Consider the following 23,884-nt stretch of genomic DNA (forward strand, 5'->3'; position numbering starts at 1 on the left):
AACTCCGTGGCCCAACCGCCTAATTGACGCGAAGGCTAGATCTTTTTCTAAAGGCAGTCGGACGTTCGCTCGTCGTCCGTGCTCGAAAGCTGCCGTCATGCTGAACTCGTTTCAGCATCCACCGTGCAACAGGCATAGTCCGGACTCGTGGAGGGCTGGATCCTGAAACAAGTTCAGGATGACGGAGGATAGTGGTGTGAGCCGGGACCTCTTCGTTCAGACCTTTCTTGGTTAGTTCCCCGCCTTCACCAGCGTCACTTGCGCCACATCGATCCCCTGCCCGCGGAATCCGCCTTCGCAGTACATCAGATAATAGCGCCACAAGTTGATGAACTTGCGGTCGAACTTCGTAGGCAACCGACCCGCCGCAACCGCCGCATCGAACGCAACACGCCAGCGCCGCAGTGTCTCGGCATAATGCAATCCGAAGCTGTGATTGTCGCGCCACTCGAGCCCATGCTCCGCCGCCAGCGCGCGGAAGCGGCTTTCTGACAGCAGCATCCCGCCCGGGAAAACGAACCGCTGGATGAAATCGACGTTCGCGGCATAGGCCTCGAAGATCGCGTCATCGATCGTGATATACTGGATCGCCGCTCGCCCGCCGGGCTTGAGCGCGCGGGCCACCGCCGCGAGATACATGCCCCAATAATCCTGCCCGACCGCCTCGACCATCTCGATGCTCGCGATGCCGTCATACTGGCCGGTGACATCGCGGTAATCGGTCCGTGAGACGGTGACGCCCGACAGGCCGGCATCCGCGATCCGGTCGTTGACCGCGCGTTCCTGTTCGCTCGACAGCGTGATCGCGTCGACGCGCAACCCACGCCGCGCCGCCGCCTCGGCAAAGCCACCCCAGCCGCAGCCGATCTCGAGCACAGTCTGCCCGGGCGCCAGGTCCAGCCGATCGAGGATCGCAGCGTTCTTGCGCCCCTGTGCCGCAGTCAGAGTCTCGGTCGTCATCGCCGCTTCGTCGAACAAAGCGGCCGAATACATCATGCTCGGATCGAGCCACAGGCTGTAAAAATCGTTGCCCAGATCGTAATGGAAATGGATGTTGCGCCGCGATCCCGCGCGCGAATTACGACGTAGGCCGTTGCGCCATCCGCGCAGCATCCGGATCTTCCCGCCGGACCGCGCCGTCCCACCCAGACTGACGCGGTTGCGCATGAACAGCTCGAACAGCACGGTCGGATCTGGACTGGTCCACTCCCCCTTCGACCAGCCGACATACCAACCCGCCGAGCCCCCCGTCACCAACCGCAGCAGCGCGCGCCAGCTGACCAGATCGACCACTGCCGCCGGCCCGGGCGCACGTCCGCCGAGCAGCCGCTTGCGTCCCCCCGGCAAGGTCGCCGCGAGCGATCCCTCGACCAGACCGGAATCGATCCGGTCGAGCACGGCGTTGAACGGTTTTGCAAATACCCCAAACATCGCGCCCCCCTCGCATTCCGGGGCGTGGTTGCCAAGCCGCTCAGCGCACCTGTTTTACCGCCTGCAATGCGCGCTCGCGCGCCTCGCGGTGGCCGATGATCTTGGCGGGATAATCTTTCGGGAGGCACCCGGCTTCCTCAGGGTCGTGGATCGCGTCGCCCTCCACGTCGGCAAGTTCGGGCACCCACTGGCGGATATAGTCTGCCGCGTCGAATTTCGGCGACTGCGTAAGCGGCGCCATGATCCGGACGAACATGTTCGAATCGATCCCCGTGCCCGCGGTCCACTGCCAGTTGACCGAGTTGGACCCATAGTCGCCGTCGACCAGGCAATCCCAGAACCACCGCTCGCCCTCGCGCCAGTCGATCAGGAGATGCTTGATGAGGAAGCTCGCGGTGATCATGCGGACGCGGTTGTGCATCCAGCCGGTTTTCCAGAGCTGCCGCATCCCAGCATCGACGATCGGATAGCCGGTGCGGCCCTGCTGCCATGCCTTGAGGTCGGCATCGGCGTCCGAGCCGCTGCGCCACGGCATCGCGTCATACTTCTCGCGGGCGTTCTTCGAGCCGTATTCCGGATATTGCAGGATGACGGTCTGCGCATAGTCGCGCCAGCCGATCTCGCTCAGGAAGACATCGACCGATCCGCCGACATCGGCAACCGCGTGCCACACCTGCGCCGCCGACAGCTCCCCGAAGTGAAGATGCGGGGACAGGCGCGAGCTGCCCTCCTGCGAGGGGAAGTTGCGCGTGTCGTCATAGTCATCCGCCTGCTTCTTGAAGGCGTTCAGGCGATCGTGCGCGGCGTCCTCGCCGGGCGTCCAGTCGTCCGAGAAGCCGGTCGACCAGTCGGGCTTGGTCGGCAGCAGCGTCCAGTCGGCGAGTTTGTCGCTTTTGGGCCATTTGGACGGCGCAGGGATCTTGCCGGGTTTGTGGATCGGCGCAGGCGGCGGCATGTGCTGCTTGAGCGCGCGCCAGAACGGGGTGTAGATCTTGTACTGCCCGCCGCTGCCGGTCGTGATCGACCCCGGCGGCGCGAGGTAATTGCCGTCGTGGCAGACGAGGTCGAGCGTCTCGGCGATCGCTTCCTCGGCCTTGCGCCACCACGGTTCGAAATGGCGAATGCAATGTACTTGGGTCGCGCCGGTTTCCTCGGCGAGCTGCGCCAGCACCTCGACGCATCTCCCGCGCCGGAGGATCAGCCGCGAGCCCTTCTCGCGCAGGTCGGCATCGAGGCTCTCGAGGCTGTGGTGCAGCCACCAGCGCGAGGCACCGCCCATATGGTATTTGTCGGGGGTGTCGTCGTCGAGGATGTAGACCGGAATCACCGCGCCTTCGTTGATCGCGGCGAGGAGGGCGGGTTGATCGGCAAGGCGAAGGTCTCGGCGGAGCCAGAGGATGGTGGGGGTGGTCAAGAAGCTTTACTCACGCAAAGGCGCAAAGGCGCGAAGGCACCGGATCAACCGGCATAGTTGTTTACAACGCGCCGAACGCCTTCTTTGAAGGTGCTGGCACCAAAATTGATCAGCAAACCAAGCGGTAGGTCCATCAGGCGCAGGTAGGTTAGCACCTGCTTGGCATGCACAGGCGCAAAGCTTTCGGTCGATTTGAGTTCCACAAGCATTTGCCGTTCGATCAACAGATCGGCCCGGAACCCTTCGGTGATAACCAGTCCGTCGAACCGGATCGGGATCGGCTTCTGTCGCTCAACAAAAAAGCCTCGCTTGGCGAGGCTTTCGAAGAGACAGACTTCATAGACGGATTCAAGCAATCCAGGCCCAAGCGCAGCATGCAGCTTGAACCCACAGTCCACTGAATGCCGCGCCAAGGATTCCAGAGCTTCGCTCAACCGCCTCTTCTCTTTTAGCGTCTTTGCGCCTTTGCGTGATCAAACCCTTCTGCCTTCGAAGGCAGAAAGATCACATCGAATGCGGTTCTTTCTCCACCTGCCACGTCTGCCCCTGCGAGAGCAGCTTCTGCAGGTCGGGCGTCTTGCCCTTCGCCGCTTCCGCATTCTGCGTCACGACAGCGCTTTCGAAGGTCGGGCGCGGATCGTCGAACAACACGCCGAGCGCCATCGGGAACATACCGAAGGGCATCTCGACCAGCATGTGCGCCAACCCACGGTTGGTCTGGTCATGCACAATCACGCCAGCCGCCGCCCAGTCGCCGTCGACGACGTCGACGACCTTGAGCACCAGCCGCTCCATGTCCATCGCCAAGCCCTTGGTGCCGGCCTCGAACAGCAACGGCTTGCCGTGCTCGACCCACAACTGGTTTGCGCCCGCGTTCTTTTTCTCGGTGAAGGGCGCGAAGACGTCGTCGTTATAGACGATGCAGTTCTGGAAGATCTCGACGAACCCGGTGCCCTTGTGCGCATGTGCTGCCTTCAACACGCCGACGAGGTTCTTGTGGATGTCGATCGCGCGCGCGATGAACCGGCCGCCTGCCCCGAGCGCAAACGCACACGGGTTGGCAGGGGTGTCGACCGAGCCGAACGGGGTCGAGGGCGTGCGCGTGCCGACGCGCGATGTCGGCGAATATTGCCCCTTGGTCAGGCCGTAGATCTCGTTGTTGAACAGCAGCACCTGGCAATCGAGATTGCGGCGGATCAGGTGCATCGTGTGGTTGCCGCCGATCGACAGCGCATCGCCGTCCCCGGTGATGATCCAGACGTCGAGATCGGGGTTAGCGAGTTTGACGCCCGTTGCCACCGCCGGCGCGCGGCCGTGGATCGTGTGGAAGCCGTAGGTTTCCATGTAATAAGGGAAGCGCGACGAGCAGCCGATGCCACTGACGAACACGGTGTTTTCCGGACGCGCGCCGATTTCGGGCATGGTGCGCTGGACCGCCTTGAGCACGGCATAGTCGCCGCAGCCGGGGCACCAGCGGACTTCCTGATCGGTTTCCCAGTCCTTCGGCGTCGTCTTGGCGATGGGGGTCATGTCGTTCATGCGAAAGGTCCCTTGTCGGACAGGGCGTCAACCGGATCGAGCGACGGCGGCGCGTCGGCATGGCCGTGCAGCGTCCCGTCGTCGTGGCCGGATTCGTCGGTGGTCAGTTGCTGGTTGTCGGCGGGCAGCAGTTCGCCCTCGGGGGGCAGATGCCCGTCGATCGCGTCCTCGATCTCGGAGATGAGGAACGGTTGGCCCGACACCTTGTTGAGCGGCTTGGCATCGACCAGGAACTGGTCGCGGAGCACCGTCTTGAGCTGCCCGGTGTTCATTTCCGGAACGACGATCGTGTCGTAACCCTTTAGCAAGTCACCGAGATTTGCGGGCATCGGCCAGATGTGACGGATGTGGATGTGTGCCACGTCGCGGCCCTTGGCGCGCGCACGGCGGACCGCCTGGTGGATCGGCCCGAAAGTCGAACCCCAGCCGACGATCGCGAGCTTGCCCGAGGTCTCGCCGAGCTCGACGGTCTGGTCGGGCACCGCGATGTTCGCGACCTTGTCGCGGCGGATTTCGGTCATCTTCTGGTGGTTTTCGGCACCATAATCGATGTTTCCGGTGCCGATCGCCTTCTCGATCCCGCCGATGCGGTGGAGCAGGCCGGGCGTGCCGGGCTTGACCCATGGACGCTTGAGATTCTCGTCGCGCGCATAGGGCAGGAAGCCACCCTCGGGCACTTCTTCGAGATACTCGACCGGGAACGGCGCATAGGTCGACATGTCGGGGACGAGCCACGGCTCGGCCGCATTAGCGATATAGCCGTCGGTCAGCAGCATCACCGGGGTCATGTACTGGACCGCGATCCGCACCGCCTCGATCGCGACGTCGAAGCAATCCGACGGCGAGCGTGCGGCGAGAACCGGCATCGGCGCATCGCCGTTACGGCCATAGACCGCCTGATACAGATCCGACTGCTCGGTCTTGGTCGGCAGGCCGGTCGACGGGCCGCCACGCTGCGAGTTGACAATGACGAGCGGCAGCTCGGTCATGATCGCGAGACCCATCGCCTCGCCCTTGAGCGCGATGCCCGGGCCCGACGACGAGGTGACGCCAAGCTGGCCTGCATAGGACGCACCGATCGCCGAGGCGATCGCGGCGATCTCGTCCTCCGCCTGGAAGGTGGTGACGCCATATTCCTTGAGGCGCGACAGGAAGTGCAGGATCGCCGACGCAGGCGTGATCGGATAGCCGCCGAAGAACATCGGAACATCGGCAAGCTGGACGCCTGCCACCAGCCCGAGCGAGATCGACTCGGCACCGGTGACGGTGCGGTACAGACCGGGTGCGGTCGGTGCGACGCCGATGTGATGCTGCTTCATCGGGCCCGCCAGTTCGGCGGTCTCGCCGTAAGCATGGCCAGCGTTCAAGGCGGCGATGTTGGCTTCCGCCAGCACTGGGGCCTTGGCGAACTTGGTCTTGAGCCAGTCGACGATCGGCGCGCGATCCCGATCGAACATCCAGAGCGCGAGCCCCAACGTCCACATGTTCTTGCAGCGGAGCGCTTCCTTGTTGCCAAGGCCGAACGGCTTCACCGCGTCGAGCGTCAGCTGCGAGATGTTGAAGCTGAGGAGCTGCCACTTGGCGAGGCTGCCGTCGGTCAGCGGGTTGGCGGCGTATTTCGCCTTGGCGAGGTTGCGCTCGCCGAACTCGCCTTCGTCCGCGATGATCAGGCCACCGGCCTTCAGCGCAGGCGCGTTCACCTTCAAAGCCGCCGGGTTCATCGCGATCAGCACGTCGGGCGCGTCGCCCGCAGTCTCGATCGCGGTCGAGCCGAAGTTGATCTGGAACGCGGACACACCGAACAGCGTGCCTTGCGGCGCGCGGATTTCGGCGGGGAAATCCGGGAAGGTCGCCAGATCATTGCCCGACAGCGCGGTCGACAGCGTGAACTGCCCCCCGGTCAACTGCATACCGTCACCCGAGTCGCCGGCGAACCGGACGACGACGGACTCTGCGGTGGGGTGGGCGGAGGCTTCTTGGGGGGTAACTTCGTGCGCGGCGGTCGCCATCAGCGTCTTGTCCTACGGGTAATCGTTGTCATGCCCTTATGCCTCGAACGGCGCAGGGCCAAGGTAGTTTCAGTAAAGGGCGGTGCAACCGCTGCTTTCCGGTCACCCGGCCGCGGCGAAGGCCGTGCCGAGCGTCAGGATCGCCCGCACATGCCGTTCGGCAAGCGCGACCGTGTCCGCGCCATAGCCGCCACCGACCGTACTCGCCAGTGGAATGCCCCGATCGATCGCAATCCGCGCGACGAGATTCTCGCGCGCGACCAGCCCCTCATCGGTCAGCGCGAGCCGCCCCAGCCGGTCGTTCGCGAGCGGATCGATTCCGGCTTGGTAGAGAATGATCTGCGGTCGAACCTCGTCGAGCATCGGCACCAGCGTCGACTCGAGCGTCGCGAGATAGGCCGCGTCGCCGGTCGCATCGGGCAGGCCGACATCGAGTGTCGAGCGCGCCTTACGCACCGGGAAGTTCTTCTCGGCGTGGATCGAGTAGGTCGCGATCTGGGGATAGCCGGCGGTCAGTGCAGCGGTACCGTCGCCCTGATGGACGTCGCAATCGACCACCAGCACGCGCAAGCCGTCCTCCTCCGCGAGCCGCACGGCCGCGATCGCGAGATCGTTGAAGACGCAATAGCCCGCCCCCGTCGCCGCGAGCGCGTGATGGCTGCCGCCCGCGGTATTGGCGGCGAACCCGCGTTCCAGCGCGATCTTTCCGGCAAGCCACGTGCCGCCGGGCACCACCGCCGCGCGCGCCGCGACCGACTCGGTCACCGCGAAGCCGATCCGGCGCTCCTTCTCGCGGGGGACGCGGGCGCCGAGCACTTCAGCGACATAGTCGGCGTCGTGCACCGCCTCGAGCCAATATAGCGGCATCGCGTCGGGCACATGCCACGCGACCCCCGCGCCTTCCGCCTCCAGGCGATTGCGGATCGCCGCGTTCTTGCTGAGCTGGCTGGGATTGTTTGCCTGTCCGGTAGCGACATAGGCGGGGTGATGGACGACCGGGATCATCCTGCCTAGGTAGGCATGAGACTGGCAGAGACCAATGGAGAGCGCCGCATGGCCGACAGCAGCACCCCGCCCCAAACCCCTTCCCCCTATGTTCGCCCCGATGTCGCGGGCTTCCTCGCGTTCCTCAACAACCTCCCCGGCCCGCGCACGCACGAAATGGAGCCGCCAGCGGCACGTGCGACCTACAAGGCGATGAAGGACGTCGCGGACCCGCCGGTCGGCGAACTGGGGACGATCCGGGATATCGCGATTCCCGGTCCCGCCGGGGCGATCCCGGCGCGGTTGTTCGACGTGCAGGAAAGCCGCCTGCCCGGCCCGCTCGTGATGTTCTACCACGGCGGCGGGTTCGTGATTGGCGATCTCGACACCCACGCCAGCTTCTGCGCCGAGGTGTCGCGTACGCTCGATCTGCCCGTGCTCGCGGTCGATTATCGGCTGGCGCCCGAGGCACCGTGGCCCGCCGCGCCGGACGATTGCGAAGCCGCAGCCCGCTGGGCGGCGGGATCGCCCGCAGAGCTCGGACGGAGCGTGACCGCGCTGATCCCGTGCGGCGACAGCGCGGGCGGTAACCTGGCGATCGTCGTGACCGCCGCCCTGCGCGACGCGCCTGCCGCCGTGCCGGTGATCGCGCACCTGCCCTTTTACCCCGCAACCGACACGACGCGGGAATATCCGTCTTATTCGGCCTTTGCCGAGGGGTATCTGCTGACGCGGGCGAGCATGGACTGGTTCAACGCCGCCTATCAGGCCGAGGCGGAGCATGTCCGCGCCTCCCCGCTCAAAGGCGATCTGCGCGGCATGCCCCCCGCCGTCATCGTCACCGCCAGCCTCGATCCGATCCGCGACCAGGGTCGCGCCTATGCCGCGGCTCTGGCGGAGGCCGGGGTTGCGGTGGTGTTCCGCGAGGCCGTCGGGAACATCCACGGCTTCATCACGCTGCGAAAGGCGATCCCGTCGTCGGTCGGCGACGTCGCAGGCGCGTTGACCGCCGCAAAGGCGATCATCGCCGAGGCCGAAGCCCAGCGCGTGATGGAGCAAGCCGCATGACCGACCCAAGGACACTTCCCTATCGCCCGTGTGCCGGGCTGATGATCCTCAATGCCGAGGGCAAGGCGTTCGTCGGCCAGCGGATCGATACCGAGGTCGAGGCGTGGCAGATGCCGCAGGGTGGGATCGACGACGGCGAGGATGCGGAAACGGCAGCCCTGCGCGAGTTGCGCGAGGAGACCGGGATCACCGCGGACAAGGTCGACCTGATCGCAGTGTCGCCCGAAGAGCTGTTCTACGACCTGCCGGACGAGCTGGTCGGGCGCGTGTGGAAGGGCAAGTGGCGCGGCCAGCGACAGACGTGGTTTCTCTATCGCTTCAAGGGCTTGGACAGCGACATCGACATCGCGACCGAGCATGAGGAATTCAAGGAATGGATGTGGGTGGACCCGGCGGCGCTTCCCGACATCATCGTCGCATTCAAGGCACCGCTGTATCGGCAAGTCCTTGAGGCGTTTGCCGACCATCTCGGTTGAAAGCAGTCTTCCTCGCAAGGATGCATCACTTCGGGATGGCCCTGGGGTGATGCGTTGCGGAAGCTCGACCACGACCACCTTCTTGCCGGGGCCGCAGATCGTTTCGTTTGCAACGGGCTGGAGCCGATCGAGATGAAACGCTAGGCTGCTCGGATGAGGGGATTAAACGAACACGAAATCGCGGCGATCGCGGTCGCGCGCGCGCAGCCGATGCTGCGGCAGGTCGAGCAATGGTCGACGGTCAATTCCGGAACGCGCAATCTTGGCGGGCTGGCGGAGGTTGCGGAAAGGCTCATTGCGGCATTCGGTAAGCTTCCCGGAAAAGTCACGCTCGTCGAGGGGGATACTGCCGAGAGCGTAGGCTCGGATGGAAGTGTCGCGGTGCTTGATCATGGCCGACACCTGCATCTTCGCGTCCGGCCTGACGCGCCAGTCCAGCTATTGCTGACGGGACATATGGACACGGTCTATCCGGTCGATCACGCGTTCCAGTTGCTGACGATGCGGGACGACGGGAGCCTCAACGGACCCGGCGTCGCGGACATGAAGGGCGGGCTCGCGGTGATGCTCGCCGCGCTGATCGCGGTCGAAAGCAGCCCGCTTGCGGAACGGATCGGCTATGATGTCGTCATCAATTCCGATGAGGAGACCGGCTCCTTCTCGTCCACCGCGCTGATCCGGCACTGCGCACAGGGCAAGATCGCCGCGCTGACCTACGAACCCGCCCTTCCCGACGGCACGCTCGCTGGCGCGCGCGGGGGGACGGGCAATTTCTCGATCGTCGTCACCGGGCGCAGTGCACATGCCGGACGCAATCCCGAGGAGGGTCGCAATGCGATCGTCGCGGCGGCGGACCTTGCTGTGCGGCTCCATGCGGCGCGGGGTGCTGGCCTCGCGGTCAACCCGGCGCGGATCGAAGGCGGTGGCCCCAACAACGTCATTCCCGACCACGCCGTGCTGCGGCTCAACTTCCGCCCCGCCGATCACGGTGCGATCGCCCGCGCGCAGGCGTTGCTCGACACGACGATCGCTGCGGTCGCGGCGCAGCATGACGTCACCATCGCGCTCCACGGCAGCTTCAACCGCCCGCCAAAACCGATCGACGAAGGTGCCGCAAAGCTGTTCGATCTGGTCAAGGCCTGCGGCGCCGACCTCGGCCTCGACATCGGCTGGCGCGCCACCGGGGGCGTGTGCGACGGCAACACGATCGCGGCGTGCGGCATTCCCGTCGTGGACACGATGGGTGCGCGCGGCGGCGCGATCCATTCGCCCGACGAGTATCTGATCGTCGACTCCCTTCCCGAACGTGCGGCGCTGTCCGCGCTCACCATCTTGCGTATCGCCGAAAAGGGCCAGTTGTGACCTACCGTATCCGCGCCGCGCGCGACGCCGACCTCAAGCCCTTGTACGAAATGGCAAAACTGACGGGCGGCGGTTTCACCAACCTCCCGCCGGATCGCACCGCGCTTGCCACCAAGCTCGAGCGGAGCGCTGCGGCGTTCGCACGGGATGACAATGCCAAGGCAGACGACCTCTTTGTGCTGGTGCTGGAGAATACCGAGACCGGCGAGGTGCGGGGCACCTGCCAGATCTTCACGCATGTTGGGCAAAGCTACCCCTTCTACAGCTACCGGCTGGGCACGCTGACCCAGCATTCCAAGGAACTCAACCGCACCTTCCGGGCGGATATGCTCGGGCTGACCACCGACCTTGAGGGCTGCAGCGAGGTCGGCGGGTTGTTCCTTCATCCCGGCGAACGTGCGGGGGGCCTTGGGCTGCTGCTTGCGCGGAGCCGCTATCTGTTCATCGCCAAGCACCGCCAGCGGTTCGCCGACCGGGTGCTCGCCGAACTTCGCGGGATCATCGACGAGGCAGGCGGATCGCCGTTCTGGGACGGGCTTGCTGGGCGGTTCTTCGGGATGAACTTCCAGGATGCCGACCAGTTCAATGCGGTCCAGGGGCATCAGTTCATCGCCGACCTGTTCCCGAAGCATCCGATCTACACCGCGATGCTGCCCGAGACCGCGCGCGCGGTGATCGGATTGCCGCATCCCTCCGGCCGCGCGGCAATGAGAATGCTGGAAAACGAAGGGTTTGCGTATGAGAATTACGTCGACATCTTCGATGGCGGCCCGACCATGATTGCGCGGACGGATTCGGTCCGCACGATCCGAGACGTCCGGTCCGCCAACGTCGTCGCGCTGGATTTCGATGGCGGCGATCCGTCGCTGATCGCCAGCGGTCGGCTGTCGGAGTTTCGGTGCGTTTATGGAGATGTCCGGCCGTGTACCGGTGGCGTGGTGATATCCCCCAAATCCGCGCGCGCGCTCGAGATCGCCGAGGATACCGATGTCTGCCATGTCGCGAGAGTATGATGACGACCGAAATTAACTTCGACGGGATCATCGGCCCGAGCCATAATTATGCGGGGCTGAGCCACGGCAATCTGGCGGCGACCCAGAATGCGGGCACGCCATCCTACCCGCGCCGCGCCGCGCTGGAGGGGATCGACAAGATGCGCACTGCTCTGTCGCTCGGTCTGGTGCAGGGAATCCTGCTGCCGCACGACCGCCCCGACGATCGCTGGCTCGCGTCTTTGGCCACGACCTATGCTGACGCACCGCCTATCCTGCGCGCTCAGGCGATGTCCGCGTCGGCGATGTGGGCGGCCAATGCCGCAACGGTCTCCCCCGCCGCGGATAGCGCGGACGGGCGGTGCCACTTTACCCCCGCCAATCTCGTCACCATGCCGCATCGCAGCCACGAAGCCGCGCAGACCGCGCGCCAGCTCGCGCTCGCCTTTGCGGATCCTGCGTGCTTCGTACATCATGCGCCGATCCCCGCGCCGTTCGGCGATGAGGGTGCTGCGAACCATATGCGTCTGGCGCCTGCGCACGGCGAGGCGGGTGTCGAACTGTTCGTCTATGGCGTCACGGGTGGCGCCTTCCCCGCGCGCCAGTCGCGCGACGCCAGCGCGGCAATCGCGCGCGCGCACCGCCTCGACCCTGCTCGGACCGTGTTCATCGAACAATCGCCCGAGGCGATCGCGGCGGGCGCATTCCACAACGATGTCGTCGCGGTCGCCAACGAACGCGTACTGTTCGTCCACGAACAGGCGTTCGCCGATCCCGCCACCGCTTACGCCGCGATCAGGGCAGCGGCGCCGTTCGTCGAGATCGTCGAGGTTCCCGCCAACCGGGTATCGCTGGCTCAGGCGGTGAAGTCCTATCTGTTCAATGCGCAGCTCGTCACGCCAGCGGATGGACGGATGACCCTCATCGTCCCCGCCGAAGCATCCGGTGATCCGGCGGTCGCGGCGTACCTGACCGAGATGACCGAGAGCAACGGCCCGATCCGCGCGTTCAGGACGGTGGACGTGCGGCAATCGATGGCGAACGGCGGCGGGCCAGCCTGTCTACGGCTCCGCGTCGTTGCGGATCCGGCCACGATCGATCCGCGTTTTCTCGTCGATGCGGCAAAGCTCGACCGCATCTCCGCGATCATCGCAGACTATTGGCCCGAAACGATCGTGCCGTCGCAGATCCTCGGCGAGGTACCCGATCTCGCACTGGTGAGCACGATCCGTGCGGCACGGAACGCCTTGCTGGCATCCCTGGATCTGAGCGTCCTCACCTGACGGATCGGCGTACTATCGTCGCGTTAGCTTACGATTAACCACGGCCGTTAAGGTGAACCGACCGCAATCCGCGGTTGGCTCGGTTGTTGCTGTTATGGTTGCATGTGGAGCAAATTCGCCAGCTTGTTCGTCATCAAGAACAAATTTGAAGCCTTTGGGGTGATCTACGCCCTGGCGGTCGGCGCCGTCGAGCGCGGGGCGCATTATCTCGAGCAATATCCCGGTTTCGGCGGCTGGCTTCTGTTTGCGGTCTGCCCGATCGCGGTCTTCATGGCCGGCGCGCGGATATTGGATTCGGTCGAGCTCGATCACGGCTGACATCCGCCACGCCGGCATCGACGGCGCGGTCGATCTCGGCGATCGCGGGCGACTTGAGCGCGAACTTGCGCGCGAAATGCTGGCCCGAGGCGAGGATCGCGGGCACGTGGTCGACCTCCACCGCCACCGGATGCGCGCCGCCGCCATTCCACTCGGCATAGCGCTTGTTGTCGAGGCAGATCCGTAAGCCGGGCGTATTGGCGAGGATCGTCTGGTAATAGCATTCGTCCGCCTGCGCGCGGCGGACCAGATGCTTGCGCAGCGCCTGCGCCCGGTCATCGTCCTTCAGCAACGCGGCCGCCGCGCGACGGTTGGCGGTAAACCAATGATCTCCGTAATAGGCTGAAAAGCTTGGCCCGAATGGCCCCGACGCGGCGAACGGCAGCGGGAAAGTCACGCGCCCGAGCCGCCAGTGCGGCTTGTTCTTGACGACCGGCACCCACAATTGTGCCCCGACGTAGAACCGCCATTTGAGCTGGATATTGCTTGGCAGGACAAAGTGATCGAGCTTGGGATTGGGCGCACCGCCGAACGTCGCGGCGCCGGGCGCCTGCCCGCGCACGGGCCGCGCATCGAGATAGGCGTCGAACGGCGCCGATTCGAGTTCGGCAAGCACCGCCTCGGCGGAGCGCACCGGATAGTCGGTTGCGCTGAGCAACACGAACCAGTCTGGGTCGGCGGTCTCGACCAGCAGCCGCAGCGCCGCCAGCCCCGCCGTCACGACCGACAGCTTCCCCCAGCCGGTCGCGACCGACGGCTTCACGAAACGGACGTTGTCCGCGAACGCCGCTGTGTCGATGCGGGATTGCGAAAAGTCGTGATGGCAGGCGATCGGCGGCTTGCCGTACAGGTCGTCGAGCCGCGCGACGAGCCGCGCCAGCAACGCCTGATCCCCATGCGACAGGATCACGAACCCGATGCGATTGGACGCACTGCGCCCTGCGCGTGGCGCGATACTTGGAATATTATCCATCAATACTCTACGCTACGCTACTGGGAACACGACGGATCATCGCTACCTGTCGGGCACGTACGGCGCAAGCGACTCGCGGCACGGCGGTGTCCCACAACGGCAGGCCAAGGTGCCGTCAGCTTTCTTAGCCAACAGTAGAAGTTGGTCGCCTTGTCCCGAATGTGCCTTATTCAGGCCAACCATGACCGTCTCGCTTACTCACTTGCAGCGCCTAGAGGCCGAAAGCATCCACATCCTGCGCGAAGTCGTCGCCGAAGCCGAACGGCCGGTGATGCTCTACTCGGTCGGGAAGGATTCGGCGGTAATGCTGCATCTGGCCAAGAAGGCATTCTTCCCGGGCACGCCGCCCTTCCCGCTGCTCCATGTCGACACGACGTGGAAATTCCGCGCGATGTACGAGCTGCGCGATCGTGCCGCCGCCGACGCCGGAATGGAGCTGATCGTCCACAAGAACCCCGACGCCGAGGCGCAGGGGATCAACCCGTTCGATCATGGCAGCCTCCACACCGATCTGTGGAAGACCGAAGGGCTCAAGCAGGCGCTCACCGCGGGCGGCTATGATGCGGCGTTCGGCGGGGCGCGGCGCGACGAGGAGAAGAGCCGCGCGAAGGAGCGGATCTTCAGCTTCCGCAACGCGCATCAACGCTGGGACCCGAAAGCGCAACGCCCCGAACTGTGGCGGCTCTACAATGCGCGCAAGGCGCGCGGCGAAAGCATGCGCGTCTTCCCGCTGTCCAACTGGACCGAGCTCGACATCTGGCAATATATTCTGGCCGAGCAGATCGAGATCGTGCCCTTGTATCTCGCCGCGCCGCGCCCGACCGTGGAGCGCGACGGAATGCTGCTGATGGTAGACGACGACCGCTTCCGGCTCGCCCCCGGCGAAGTACCGGTCGAGCGTTCGATCCGCTTCCGCACGCTGGGTTGCTATCCCTTGACCGGCGCAGTCGAGAGCGAGGCGAGCGACCTGTCGCAGGTGATCCAGGAAATGCTGCTGACCACGACGAGCGAACGCCAGGGCCGCGCGATCGACCACGACCAGAGCGCGAGCATGGAAAAGAAGAAGGCGGAGGGGTATTTCTGATGAGCGGCACCACATTTTCTCCCTCTCCCCTCCGGGGAGAGGGTCGGGGAGAGGGGCTGCCAATGGCGACACCGCTCGATACTGCCCCTCTCCCCGGCCCTCTCCCCGCAAGCGGGGAGAGGGAGTATCGGCCCGACGCCCTCATCGCGGAGGACATCGGCGCCTATCTCCTCCAGCACCAAAACAAGTCGCTGCTCCGCTTCATCACCTGCGGGTCGGTCGATGACGGCAAGTCGACACTGATCGGCCGCCTGCTCTACGACACCCGCGCGATCTTCGCCGATCAGCTTTCCGCGCTCGAGGCGGACAGCAAGCGAGTCGGCACGCAGGGGCAGAACATCGATTTCGCGCTGCTGGTCGACGGCCTTGCGGCCGAACGCGAGCAGGGCATCACGATCGACGTCGCGTACCGCTTCTTCTCGACAGCGCAGCGCAAGTTCATCGTGGCGGACACGCCCGGGCACGAACAATATACCCGCAACATGGTGACGGGCGCCTCGACCGCCGACGCCGCGGTGATCCTGATCGATGCGCGCAAGGGCGTGCTGACTCAGACCCGCCGACACAGCTTCCTCGTCCACCTGCTCAAGCTGCGCCACGTCGTGCTCGCAGTGAACAAGATGGACCTCGTCGGCTATGACCAGGCGGTGTTCGACCGGATCGTCGCCGACTATCGCGCTTTTGCGGACTCGATCGGCATCGCGGACTTCACCGCCATTCCGATCTCGGGTCTCGGGGGCGACAATATCGCCGCGGGATCGGACACGATGCCGTGGTACGCCGGGCCGACGCTGATCGAGCATCTCGAGACCGTCGATATCGGCACCGACGCCGCGCAGCAGCGCGCGTTTCGACTGCCGGTGCAATGGGTCAACCGCCCGAGCCTCGACTTCCGTGGCTTCTCCGGGCTGATCGCGAGCGGGACCGTCCGCCCCGGCGATCCCGTCCGCGTCCTGCCGAGCGGTCGCACGTCGCGGGTTGCGCGGATCGTGACGATGGACGGCGACCTGCCCCAGGCGGTCGCGGGCCAGTCGGTCACGCTGACGCTCGCGGACGAGATCGACTGTTCGCGCGGCGACGTTCTCGCCACCGCCGATGCGCCGCCGCAAGTCGCCGACCAGTTCCAGGCGACGATCGTGTGGCTCGGCGAAACCGCGTTGCTGCCCGGGCGGAGCTACTGGCTCAAGCTGGGCACGCAGACCGTCGGCGCAACGGTGCAGGAGCCGCGCCACGCGATCGACGTCAACACGATGGCCGAACTCTCGGTCAAGACGCTCAGCCTCAACGACATCGGGGTGGCGGAAGTCTATACCGATCGCCCGCTGGTGTTCGAACCGTTCGAGGACGGCGCGGACCTGGGCGGGTTCATCCTGATCGACCGCACCACCAACGCGACCGTCGCCGCCGGGCTTCTAAGCTTCTCGTTGCGCCGCGCGCAGAATGTCCACTGGCAGGCGATCGACATCACGCGCGAAGCACATGCGCAACAGAAGGGGCAGACCCCTCGCCTGCTGTGGTTCACCGGCCTGTCGGGGTCGGGCAAGTCGACCATCGCGAATCTGGTCGAGAAGAAGCTGTTCGCGCTCGGCCGCCACAGCTTCCTGCTCGACGGCGACAATGTGCGTCACGGGCTTAACAAGGACCTGGGCTTCACCGATGCCGACCGGGTCGAGAATATCCGGCGGATCGGCGAGGTCGCGCGGTTGATGACCGACGCCGGGCTGATCGTGCTGACCGCGTTCATCTCGCCGTTCCGCGCCGAGCGCGACATGGTGCGGGCGATGCTGCCGGGCGAATTCGTCGAGATCTTCGTGGACACCCCGCTGGCGGAAGCCGAGGCACGCGACGTCAAGGGGCTCTACGCCAAGGCGCGCAGCGGCGAGATCGCCAACTTCACCGGCATCAGTAGCCCATATGAGGCGCCAGAGCGTCCCGACATCCGGATCGACACCACCCGCGAAAGCCCCGAAGCTGCGGCCGAGCGAATTGTCGAACATATCCTTGGTGTGTGGAGCCCCGATCTTTGAGCCACCTCGATCAGACAGATGCGCAGGTCGCGAGGAGCGTCGCGCTGGCGGCGGCGGCATTGTTGCGCGATCTGTGCGTGGCCGGGGCGTGCGCGGATGCGGATCTCGGTCCGCGTGGCGATGCCGAGGCGAATGTCCTGATCCTCGACCTGCTACGCCAGGCACGCCCCGACGACTTCATCCTTTCCGAAGAATCCGCAGATGACGGGCTTCGCTGCGCGGAACGGCGGGTGTGGGTCGTCGATCCGCTCGACGGCACGCGCGAATTCCGCGAGCGGCGTGACGACTGGGCAGTGCATATCGGGCTCTCGATCGACAGCGTGCCCGCGGTCGGGGCGGTCGCACTCCCCGCAGCGGAGCGGGTCTTCGCCTCCGACGATGCGCCGCCGCAATGGGACGCCGCCCCGGCGCGCCCCAGGATGGTCGTCAGCCGCACGCGCGCGCACCCGATCGTCACCGCAGTCGCCGTGGCGATTGGCGCCGAACTGATCCCGATGGGGTCGGCCGGGGCGAAGGCAATGGCGGTGGTCGACGGCCGCGCTGAAATCTACCTTCACGCGGGCGGACAGTATGAATGGGACAATTGCGCCCCCGTCGCGGTCGCACGCGCCGCCGGGCTGCATACGTCGCGGATCGACGGGAGCGATCTCGTCTATAATTGCCGCGATCCGTTGCTGCCCGACGTGCTGATCTGCCGTCCCGAATATGCCGAGCGCGTGTTGGCCGAGGTTGCCAAGGCAAGCGCGTAAGCTGCCGTCTGCGGCACAGTTGATCGTTGCAGCGCTCCTGCGAAGGCAGGAGCCCAGGGTTCAACCGAACAACGCCTGATAGCGTATGCTACTCTGGGTTCCTGCCTGTGCAGGAACACGGCAAACCACTGCGCCTGGACGCAAAAAGGGCCGGAACATTGCTGTCCCGACCCCTGCCCGCTCCCGCGGAAATAGATGGTGCACCCAGAGCGATTCGAACGCCCGACCCTCAGATTCGTAGTCTGATGCTCTATCCAGCTGAGCTATGGGTGCCTGGAGACGCGCTGTTAGCCGGGCCGTTCGGGGGGCGCAAGAACTTTTCCGCATTGCCGCATTTTTTTGTGGTGATCCTCGAACGTTGCGAACGCGGAAGCATCCGCATAGAGCGATTGCAGATGACCAACCGTCCACATCCGCGCCGCATTGTCGTGGCACTGCTCCTGTTGACCGGCGGATGCGCCGCACCGCGCGCTGCCAGCTTCCCATCGCTGCTGCCCCGCCCGATCGAATCGCGCAGCGATGCCGAGCCGGTCGCGCCGGTCACGATCATCGAGGCCGAACCCGCCACCGATGCGACGCTGGTCGATCTGGAGAAGGCGATCGATGCTGCGGGCAAGACGTTCGAAGCCGCTGCGGACGGCGCGGACCGCCTCGCCAGAGCTGCGCAGGGGGATGCGGTGGGCAGCGAGCGCTGGATCGCTGCGCAGACAGCGCTGGGGCAGCTCGACGGGCTGCGCGCCACGACGTCGTCCGCGATTACCGATCTGGATGAGTTGGCGCTGACCCGGGCCGCGGCCGGCAAGCCGGATTATCCCGCGATCGCGACCTTGCGGCAGAAGGCGCAGGCCGCACTTCAGAGGCAAGCGGCACGCATTCAGGAGATCCAGGCGCGGTTAAAGCCCGCCTGACGTAGCTGTGGTCCCGTGAAGGCCTAGCCGTTCAACACCTGTTGTTCCCGGCCCCCTGGACTCCCGCTTTCGCGAGACCTCTGCATAACGGTAGTCGGCGGTTTGATCGCCAGCCCGCGCCCCAAAAGCTGCCGTCATGCTGAACTTGTTTCAACATCCACCGCGGAACAGGCATAGTCCGGACTCGCGGTGGACTGGATCCTGAAACAAGTTCAGGATGACGAACGGTTTTGCAGAACTCCCGCTTTCGCGGGAGAACAGAAGTCGTTCAAATATGCCGAAAGCTTAGCCGCGCGCGAGCGACGCGACGCCGGGAAGGTCCTTGCCTTCCATCCACTCGAGGAACGCGCCGCCAGCGGTCGAGACGAAGGTGAAGTCGTCCGCCACGCCCGCCTGATTGAGCGCAGCAACGGTATCCCCGCCGCCGGCGACCGAAACGAGCGACCCGCTTTTGGTCAGCGCCGCCGCGGTTTTCGCCAGGGCAACCGTCGCCGTATCGAACGGCGGCGTCTCGAACGCGCCAAGTGGCCCGTTCCACACCAAGGTTCGGCAGTTCTTGAGAACATCGGCCAAAGCCTCGGTCGCGGCGGGGCCGACGTCGAGGATCATCTCGTCCGCTGCGACCTCATGCACGTTGACCGTGCGGATCGGCGGGTTGGCGCGGAATTCCTTCGCGACCACCACGTCATAAGGCAGATGGATCGTGCAATTGGCCCCGTCCGCCGCCGCGAAGATCTCGTCCGCGGTGCCGGTCAACTCATGCTCGCACAGCGACTTGCCGACGTTCACACCGCGCGCCGCGAGGAAGGTGTTCGCCATGCCACCGCCGATGATGAGATGATCGACGCGGGTCACGAGATGCTTGAGCACGTCGAGCTTGGTCGAAACCTTCGCCCCGCCAACGACCGCCGCAACCGGATGCTCGGGGTTGCCGAGCGCCTTGTCGAGCGCATCGAGTTCGGCCTCCATCGCGCGGCCGGCGAATGCGGGCAGCTTGTGCGCCAGCCCCTCGGTCGAGGCATGTGCGCGGTGCGCGGCGGAAAAAGCGTCGTTGACGTAAAAGTCGCCAAGCGCCGCAAACCGATCGACCACCGCCGGATCGTTCTTCTCCTCGCCACCGAAGAAGCGCGTATTCTCGAGGATCGCGACATCGCCCGGTGCAAGCGCGGCAACCGCCGCCGCATCGCCTTCCCAGTCGACATAGGTAACCGGCCGCCCGAGCACATTGGCATAAGGCTCGACCAGTTGCTCAAGCGACAGCTCGGCGGAAGGATTGCCCTTGGGACGCCCGAAATGCGCAAGAATCAGGACGATCGCGCCCTTGTCGGCCAGCTCGGTGACGGTCGGCAGCGTGGAACGCAACCGCGTGTCGTCGCTGACCGCGCCGTCCTGCATCGGCACGTTGAGATCCTCGCGCACCAGCACGCGCTTGCCCCGAACGTCACCGATATCGTCCAGCGTCTTGAAGGCCCGTGTCATGTCGTCACTCCTCGAGAACTATAATCGTATCGCCGACGCGGATCGTCCCGCCGACCACCACGCGCGAACACGCGCCGCCACGCCAGTCGGGCGTCAGCGCCGCGCGCAGGCCCGGCGCGAGCGCGTCCATCCGCTCGCACGGATCGGTCTCGCGCGTGATCATCAGCTCGACCGTATCGCCGATCCGCACCCGCGCGCCCGCCACCTGCGGCAGGTCGAGCCCGTCGACCAGCAGGTTGGCGCGCCGTTCCTGCCACGGCAGGCTATGCCCGACCTCGGCCAGCGCAGCCTCCCAGTCGCCGCGCTCGAGCAGCGTCACCTGACGCCGCCCTCTGCCGCCGGGCTTGATCGCCCCCCGAAAGTCTCCGTGGAGACCGCCTTCCAGCGTCACCTCGACGTGGTCGATGGTCTCCATCGGTCCCTTGGGGCGACCGTGGCGAGCGATCCCCGCCAGCGTTCCCATCAGAGGAACTTGCCCATCGCCCCCGCGGTGTCGATCATGCGGTTCGAGAAGCCCCACTCATTGTCGTACCAGCTGACGACGCGGACGAGCTTGCCGTCGAGCACGGTGGTCTCGAGGCTGTCGATCGTCGACGACGCGGGCGTGTGGACGATGTCGATCGAAACCAGCGGCTCGTCCGAATACACCAGCACGCCCTTGAGCGGGCCGCTTTCGGATGCTGCCTTGAGGATCGCGTTGACCTCTTCCTTGGTCGTGTCGCGCTTGGGCATGAAGGTCAGGTCGACCAGGCTGCCGTCCGGCACGGGAACGCGGATCGCCGACCCGTCGAGCCGGCCCTTGAGCTCGGGCAGAACCTCGCCGACCGCGCGGGCAGCACCGGTGGTGGTCGGGATCATCGACATGGCGGCGGCACGCGCGCGGCGCAGATCGGGGTGGATCTGATCGAGGATCTTCTGGTCGTTGGTATAGGCGTGGACCGTCGTCATCAGGCCGCGTTCGATCCCGATCGAATCATTGAGCACCTTGGCCACCGGCGCGAGGCAGTTGGTCGTGCACGAGGCGTTCGACACGATCGTGTGACCCGCTTCGAGCTTGTCGTGGTTGACGCCGTAGACGACCGTCAGGTCGACGCCCTTGCCCGGTGCCGAGATCAGCACGCGCTTGGCGCCCGCGTCGATATGCTTTTGGCAGCTCTCGCGATCGGTGAAGAAGCCGGTGCATTCGAGCACGATGTCGATGCCCTGCTCGGCGTGCGGCAGATTGGCGGGGTCACGCTCGGCGGTGACGCGGATGCGCTTGCCGTCGACGACCAGGTCATTGCCCTCGGCCGAGACTTCGCCCGGATAGCGGCCGTGGACCGAATCGCGGCTGAACAGCCACGCGTTCGACTTGGCGTCGGCGAGATCGTTGATCGTGACGAGTTCGAGTCCGCAATCGGCGCGTTCGAGAATGGCGCGCGCGACGAGGCGACCGATGCGCCCGAAACCGTTGATCGCTACCTTGACCGTCATCGTGATGCGCTCCTCAAGCTTGTGCCGGGCGCGGCCACGGGCCAGCGCCGACTCTTATTGGACGTGCGCGTCTTTGCGGGGCGCAAGCGGGCGCGTCAACCGCCCGGCATGACGCAAAGACGTCACAAATGCGCCTTGTCGCGGCGCTGCGCCATGCTATCTCGCGACGATGGCAGACCCCACCGCCACCCAGGCACCCTCAGCAGTATCCCCCGAAGACGCGCAAAGGATCTTGATCGATCGCATCGAGGATGCGCTCACGCGGATCGACGTCGCGACGCGCAAGCGCGTGGACGACATGACCAGAATGGAGCAGCGTCACGACGTGTTGCGCGACAGGATGACCCAGGCGATCACGACGCTCGATACGGTCCTTGCCGCGGCGGATGCCGCCAACGCGGCTGAAGCCGAGGCCGAGGCTGGGGCTGATGGCGACGCCGAAAGCGATGACAACAGGACTGTCGACAAGGGGGAAGACGCCTGATGGCCGAGGTTACGCTCACGATCGGCACGCGCCGTCACACCGTCGCTTGCCCCGACGGGCAGGAAGAACACCTCCGCCGCCTCGGTGCGATGCTCGCCAGCAAATATGAGGTCGCGGAACGCGCCTCGGCCGGACTGAGCGGGGAGCGCACGATGCTGTTCATCGCGCTGATGCTCGCCGATGCGCTCGACGAGGCCGATCGCCGCCCCGCGGTCGCCCCGGCGATCAATACCGACGAAGTCCTGCTCGGGCTGGTGGCCGAGCAACTCGAATTGCTCGCGCACCGGCTTGAGCAATAGGACGCGAGCGCCTATATCCATCGGTGGCGGGCACTGCCCGGTACGAGCCTTTATTATCCCTGAGGCTATTCTTCATCCAAGGGGGTTGTCCCTGCCCGGGCCCTGGCCCGACGCACATGATCCCCACCTGACGTACCGTGCGTCAGAGGATAACCCGGCACACGGCCACGGCGGTCCCGCCACCCGCTTATTGTAATTGCGTCCGTCCGCGTCGATGAGGGCTTCGAGGCAGGTGAGCGCGAGCCGCGACCACGCCGTCGCAATGACAGCGCCCACGCCAACACAACCGTCATCCTGAACTCGTTTCAGGATCCACCGTGCCGCCAATCCTGCGGCCGCAGAGCGCGCACCACAGTGGACCCTGAAACAAGTTCAGGGTGACGGGGTGCGGTGGGTGGCCGCGACGCTATCGACGCCCAACGCGGCTTCAGCCTATCACTCGCCAAATGAAGCCCCCCGCCACCCCCGCAACCGACAAACCCGCGCTCCGCGCCAAGGTCCGCGCCACGCGCGACGCGTTCCACGCCGCCGCCGCCCCCGAACTCACCCCGCCTGCCCCCTTCCTGGCGCTCCTCAAGCCCGGCCTCACCCTCACCGCCTACATTTTCGTCGGCAGCGAGGCAGACCCCGCCCCGCTCGTCCGCGCCGCCCTGGCCGCGGGATGCCGCATCGCGCTGCCGCACGTCACCACGCGCGCCGCGCCGATGCGCTTCCTTGCCTGGGATCCGGCGGAGGATCTCCACCCCGGCCCGTTCGGCCTCAGCCAGCCCCATGCCGAATCACTCGCCCTCGCGCCCGACATCATCCTCACCCCGCTCCTCGCGTTCGACGAGAAGCTCGACCGGCTCGGTCAGGGCGCGGGCTATTACGATCGCGCGTTCGCGGCCTATCCGGAAGCGCGCAGGATCGGGGTTGCGTGGAGCGTGCAACAGGTCGACATCCTGCCGACCGACGCGTGGGACATGCCGCTCCACGCGATCATCACCGAACGCGGATGGATCGCCCGAACGATGGACTCAGCACAATGACCCCGAGTTGGCGCAAACCGGTGGGGATGCTCGTGATTCTCGCTGCAGTGACGATCTGGTGCGTGCTCGCCGCAAGCCTGTCCACCGTCGTGGGCGGATGGCATCCGCTGCTGCAGGCGGTCTATTATCTGGTCGCAGGGATTGCGTGGATCTGGGTGCTGCCGCTCAGGCGCATGCTGGTCTGGATGGAAACCGGACGCTGGGGCTGAACGCGCCGCGCTGATCGAACCATAGTGCGAAGCGCCATTCCCGCCGCCCGAGGGGCAAGGAATGGCGCGAGTGACGGGGCTCGAACCCGCGACCTCCGGCGTGACAGGCCGGCGCTCTAACCAACTGAGCTACACCCGCGCAGATCGGACCGGTTAGGGCCCGAGATACGGATTATGACACGTTCCACACCACCCTGCACCGAAAATTTCGGAAGGATGGCGCGAGTGACGGGGCTCGAACCCGCGACCTCCGGCGTGACAGGCCGGCGCTCTAACCAACTGAGCTACACCCGCT

Annotated in this window: 24 protein-coding genes and 3 tRNA genes; 14 read left to right on the forward strand and 13 right to left on the reverse strand. The window is 65.6% G+C overall.

Annotated elements, in window-relative coordinates:
- Nucleotides 1-231: 231 nt before the first annotated feature.
- From AC3WJR_RS07395 to AC3WJR_RS07420, 6 genes are all read right to left on the reverse strand, one after another.
- Nucleotides 232-1,431: a class I SAM-dependent methyltransferase gene (locus AC3WJR_RS07395; RefSeq protein ID WP_492723515.1), complete on the reverse strand. Its 1,200-nt coding sequence runs from the start codon at nucleotides 1,429-1,431 to the stop codon at nucleotides 232-234.
- Nucleotides 1,432-1,471: 40 nt separating this feature from the next.
- Complete coding sequence (locus tag AC3WJR_RS07400) at nucleotides 1,472-2,845, reverse strand: cryptochrome/photolyase family protein (protein ID WP_492723517.1); 1,374 nt, start codon at nucleotides 2,843-2,845, stop codon at nucleotides 1,472-1,474.
- 44 nt (nucleotides 2,846-2,889) lie between these two features.
- Nucleotides 2,890-3,279 (reverse strand): GxxExxY protein, encoded by a 390-nt coding sequence (locus AC3WJR_RS07405; RefSeq protein WP_492723519.1) that lies wholly within the window; start codon nucleotides 3,277-3,279, stop codon nucleotides 2,890-2,892.
- Nucleotides 3,280-3,349: 70 nt separating this feature from the next.
- The gene (locus AC3WJR_RS07410; protein ID WP_131527783.1) at nucleotides 3,350-4,384 is read right to left on the reverse strand and encodes a thiamine pyrophosphate-dependent enzyme; all 1,035 of its coding nucleotides are present in this window, start codon (nucleotides 4,382-4,384) and stop codon (nucleotides 3,350-3,352) included.
- Nucleotides 4,381-6,393 (reverse strand): 2-oxoacid:acceptor oxidoreductase subunit alpha, encoded by a 2,013-nt coding sequence (locus AC3WJR_RS07415; RefSeq protein WP_492723522.1) that lies wholly within the window; start codon nucleotides 6,391-6,393, stop codon nucleotides 4,381-4,383. The genes AC3WJR_RS07410 and AC3WJR_RS07415 overlap by 4 nt, the downstream gene beginning before the upstream one ends.
- Before the next feature lie 102 nt (nucleotides 6,394-6,495).
- Entirely contained in the window at nucleotides 6,496-7,398 is a 903-nt protein-coding gene (locus AC3WJR_RS07420; protein ID WP_492723524.1) for a histone deacetylase family protein, read from the reverse strand.
- A 48-nt stretch (nucleotides 7,399-7,446) separates the two neighbouring features.
- Between AC3WJR_RS07420 and AC3WJR_RS07425 the strand changes: the two genes are divergently transcribed.
- The 6 genes from AC3WJR_RS07425 (at nucleotide 7,447) to AC3WJR_RS07450 (ending at nucleotide 12,876) form a co-directional block, all read left to right on the forward strand.
- Nucleotides 7,447-8,445, forward strand: a complete 999-nt coding sequence (locus AC3WJR_RS07425; protein WP_492723526.1) for an alpha/beta hydrolase — start codon at nucleotides 7,447-7,449, stop codon at nucleotides 8,443-8,445.
- Nucleotides 8,442-8,921, forward strand: coding sequence for an RNA pyrophosphohydrolase (locus AC3WJR_RS07430; RefSeq protein WP_492723528.1), 480 nt, complete (start codon nucleotides 8,442-8,444; stop codon nucleotides 8,919-8,921). Before AC3WJR_RS07425 ends, AC3WJR_RS07430 begins: the two co-directional genes overlap by 4 nt.
- A gap of 153 nt (nucleotides 8,922-9,074) precedes the next feature.
- On the forward strand, nucleotides 9,075-10,283 hold the full coding sequence (locus AC3WJR_RS07435) for a hydrolase (RefSeq protein WP_492723530.1): 1,209 nt from the start codon (nucleotides 9,075-9,077) through the stop codon (nucleotides 10,281-10,283).
- A complete protein-coding gene (locus AC3WJR_RS07440; protein ID WP_492723532.1) occupies nucleotides 10,280-11,296 on the forward strand; it encodes an arginine N-succinyltransferase in 1,017 nt (338 codons plus the stop codon). Before AC3WJR_RS07435 ends, AC3WJR_RS07440 begins: the two co-directional genes overlap by 4 nt.
- Entirely contained in the window at nucleotides 11,293-12,558 is a 1,266-nt protein-coding gene (locus AC3WJR_RS07445; protein WP_492723534.1) for an N-succinylarginine dihydrolase, read from the forward strand. Before AC3WJR_RS07440 ends, AC3WJR_RS07445 begins: the two co-directional genes overlap by 4 nt.
- Nucleotides 12,559-12,660: 102 nt before the next feature.
- Nucleotides 12,661-12,876 (forward strand): hypothetical protein, encoded by a 216-nt coding sequence (locus tag AC3WJR_RS07450; RefSeq protein ID WP_354280712.1) that lies wholly within the window; start codon nucleotides 12,661-12,663, stop codon nucleotides 12,874-12,876.
- Here the strand turns inward: AC3WJR_RS07450 and AC3WJR_RS07455 are convergent.
- Entirely contained in the window at nucleotides 12,827-13,849 is a 1,023-nt protein-coding gene (locus AC3WJR_RS07455) for a beta-1,6-N-acetylglucosaminyltransferase (protein WP_492723537.1), read from the reverse strand. The two genes, AC3WJR_RS07450 and AC3WJR_RS07455, sit on opposite strands and share 50 nt — an antisense overlap.
- A gap of 181 nt (nucleotides 13,850-14,030) precedes the next feature.
- Between AC3WJR_RS07455 and cysD the strand changes: the two genes are divergently transcribed.
- The 3 genes from cysD to AC3WJR_RS07470 all read left to right on the forward strand — a co-directional run bounded on the left by cysD (nucleotide 14,031) and on the right by AC3WJR_RS07470 (nucleotide 17,709).
- Nucleotides 14,031-14,933 carry a sulfate adenylyltransferase subunit CysD gene (cysD, locus tag AC3WJR_RS07460; RefSeq protein WP_492723539.1) on the forward strand — a complete coding sequence of 301 codons (903 nt, stop codon included), beginning with the start codon at nucleotides 14,031-14,033 and terminating at the stop codon, nucleotides 14,931-14,933.
- A gap of 62 nt (nucleotides 14,934-14,995) precedes the next feature.
- On the forward strand, nucleotides 14,996-16,960 hold the full coding sequence (gene cysN, locus AC3WJR_RS07465) for a sulfate adenylyltransferase subunit CysN (protein ID WP_492723541.1): 1,965 nt from the start codon (nucleotides 14,996-14,998) through the stop codon (nucleotides 16,958-16,960).
- Entirely contained in the window at nucleotides 16,957-17,709 is a 753-nt protein-coding gene (locus AC3WJR_RS07470) for a 3'(2'),5'-bisphosphate nucleotidase CysQ (protein WP_492723543.1), read from the forward strand. Before cysN ends, AC3WJR_RS07470 begins: the two co-directional genes overlap by 4 nt.
- Nucleotides 17,710-17,905: 196 nt before the next feature.
- On the opposite strand, the gene AC3WJR_RS07475 is transcribed toward AC3WJR_RS07470, so the two are convergent.
- Nucleotides 17,906-17,982, reverse strand: a tRNA-Arg gene (locus AC3WJR_RS07475).
- Nucleotides 17,983-18,104: 122 nt separating this feature from the next.
- On the opposite strand from AC3WJR_RS07475, the gene AC3WJR_RS07480 reads away from it, so the two are divergent.
- On the forward strand, nucleotides 18,105-18,617 hold the full coding sequence (locus tag AC3WJR_RS07480) for a hypothetical protein (RefSeq protein WP_492723545.1): 513 nt from the start codon (nucleotides 18,105-18,107) through the stop codon (nucleotides 18,615-18,617).
- Nucleotides 18,618-18,902: 285 nt separating this feature from the next.
- On the opposite strand, the gene AC3WJR_RS07485 is transcribed toward AC3WJR_RS07480, so the two are convergent.
- From AC3WJR_RS07485 to gap, 3 genes are read right to left on the reverse strand one after another with little or no spacing between them, the layout of a single operon-like run.
- Nucleotides 18,903-20,096, reverse strand: coding sequence for a phosphoglycerate kinase (locus tag AC3WJR_RS07485; RefSeq protein ID WP_492723547.1), 1,194 nt, complete (start codon nucleotides 20,094-20,096; stop codon nucleotides 18,903-18,905).
- A 4-nt stretch (nucleotides 20,097-20,100) separates the two neighbouring features.
- Nucleotides 20,101-20,559, reverse strand: a complete 459-nt coding sequence (locus tag AC3WJR_RS07490) for an MOSC domain-containing protein (RefSeq protein WP_492723549.1) — start codon at nucleotides 20,557-20,559, stop codon at nucleotides 20,101-20,103.
- Nucleotides 20,559-21,569, reverse strand: a complete 1,011-nt coding sequence (gap, locus tag AC3WJR_RS07495) for a type I glyceraldehyde-3-phosphate dehydrogenase (protein WP_492723551.1) — start codon at nucleotides 21,567-21,569, stop codon at nucleotides 20,559-20,561. The genes AC3WJR_RS07490 and gap overlap by 1 nt, the downstream gene beginning before the upstream one ends.
- A 169-nt stretch (nucleotides 21,570-21,738) precedes the next feature.
- Between gap and AC3WJR_RS07500 the strand changes: the two genes are divergently transcribed.
- The 4 genes from AC3WJR_RS07500 to AC3WJR_RS07515 all read left to right on the forward strand — a co-directional run bounded on the left by AC3WJR_RS07500 (nucleotide 21,739) and on the right by AC3WJR_RS07515 (nucleotide 23,589).
- Complete coding sequence (locus AC3WJR_RS07500; RefSeq protein ID WP_492723553.1) at nucleotides 21,739-22,053, forward strand: hypothetical protein; 315 nt, start codon at nucleotides 21,739-21,741, stop codon at nucleotides 22,051-22,053.
- Nucleotides 22,053-22,352 (forward strand): cell division protein ZapA, encoded by a 300-nt coding sequence (locus AC3WJR_RS07505; RefSeq protein ID WP_492723555.1) that lies wholly within the window; start codon nucleotides 22,053-22,055, stop codon nucleotides 22,350-22,352. The genes AC3WJR_RS07500 and AC3WJR_RS07505 overlap by 1 nt, the downstream gene beginning before the upstream one ends.
- A 446-nt stretch (nucleotides 22,353-22,798) precedes the next feature.
- The gene (locus AC3WJR_RS07510) at nucleotides 22,799-23,380 is read left to right on the forward strand and encodes a 5-formyltetrahydrofolate cyclo-ligase (protein WP_492723557.1); all 582 of its coding nucleotides are present in this window, start codon (nucleotides 22,799-22,801) and stop codon (nucleotides 23,378-23,380) included.
- Nucleotides 23,377-23,589 carry a DUF2842 domain-containing protein gene (locus tag AC3WJR_RS07515; protein ID WP_492723559.1) on the forward strand — a complete coding sequence of 71 codons (213 nt, stop codon included), beginning with the start codon at nucleotides 23,377-23,379 and terminating at the stop codon, nucleotides 23,587-23,589. Before AC3WJR_RS07510 ends, AC3WJR_RS07515 begins: the two co-directional genes overlap by 4 nt.
- A gap of 62 nt (nucleotides 23,590-23,651) precedes the next feature.
- Here the strand turns inward: AC3WJR_RS07515 and AC3WJR_RS07520 are convergent.
- Together AC3WJR_RS07520 and AC3WJR_RS07525 are read right to left on the reverse strand one after the other, a co-directional pair.
- A tRNA-Asp gene (locus tag AC3WJR_RS07520) sits at nucleotides 23,652-23,728 on the reverse strand.
- A 78-nt stretch (nucleotides 23,729-23,806) separates the two neighbouring features.
- Nucleotides 23,807-23,883 (reverse strand) — tRNA-Asp (locus AC3WJR_RS07525).
- Nucleotide 23,884 lies beyond the last annotated feature (1 nt).

This window comes from Sphingomonas sp. FW306-05-A, assembly GCF_058782275.1.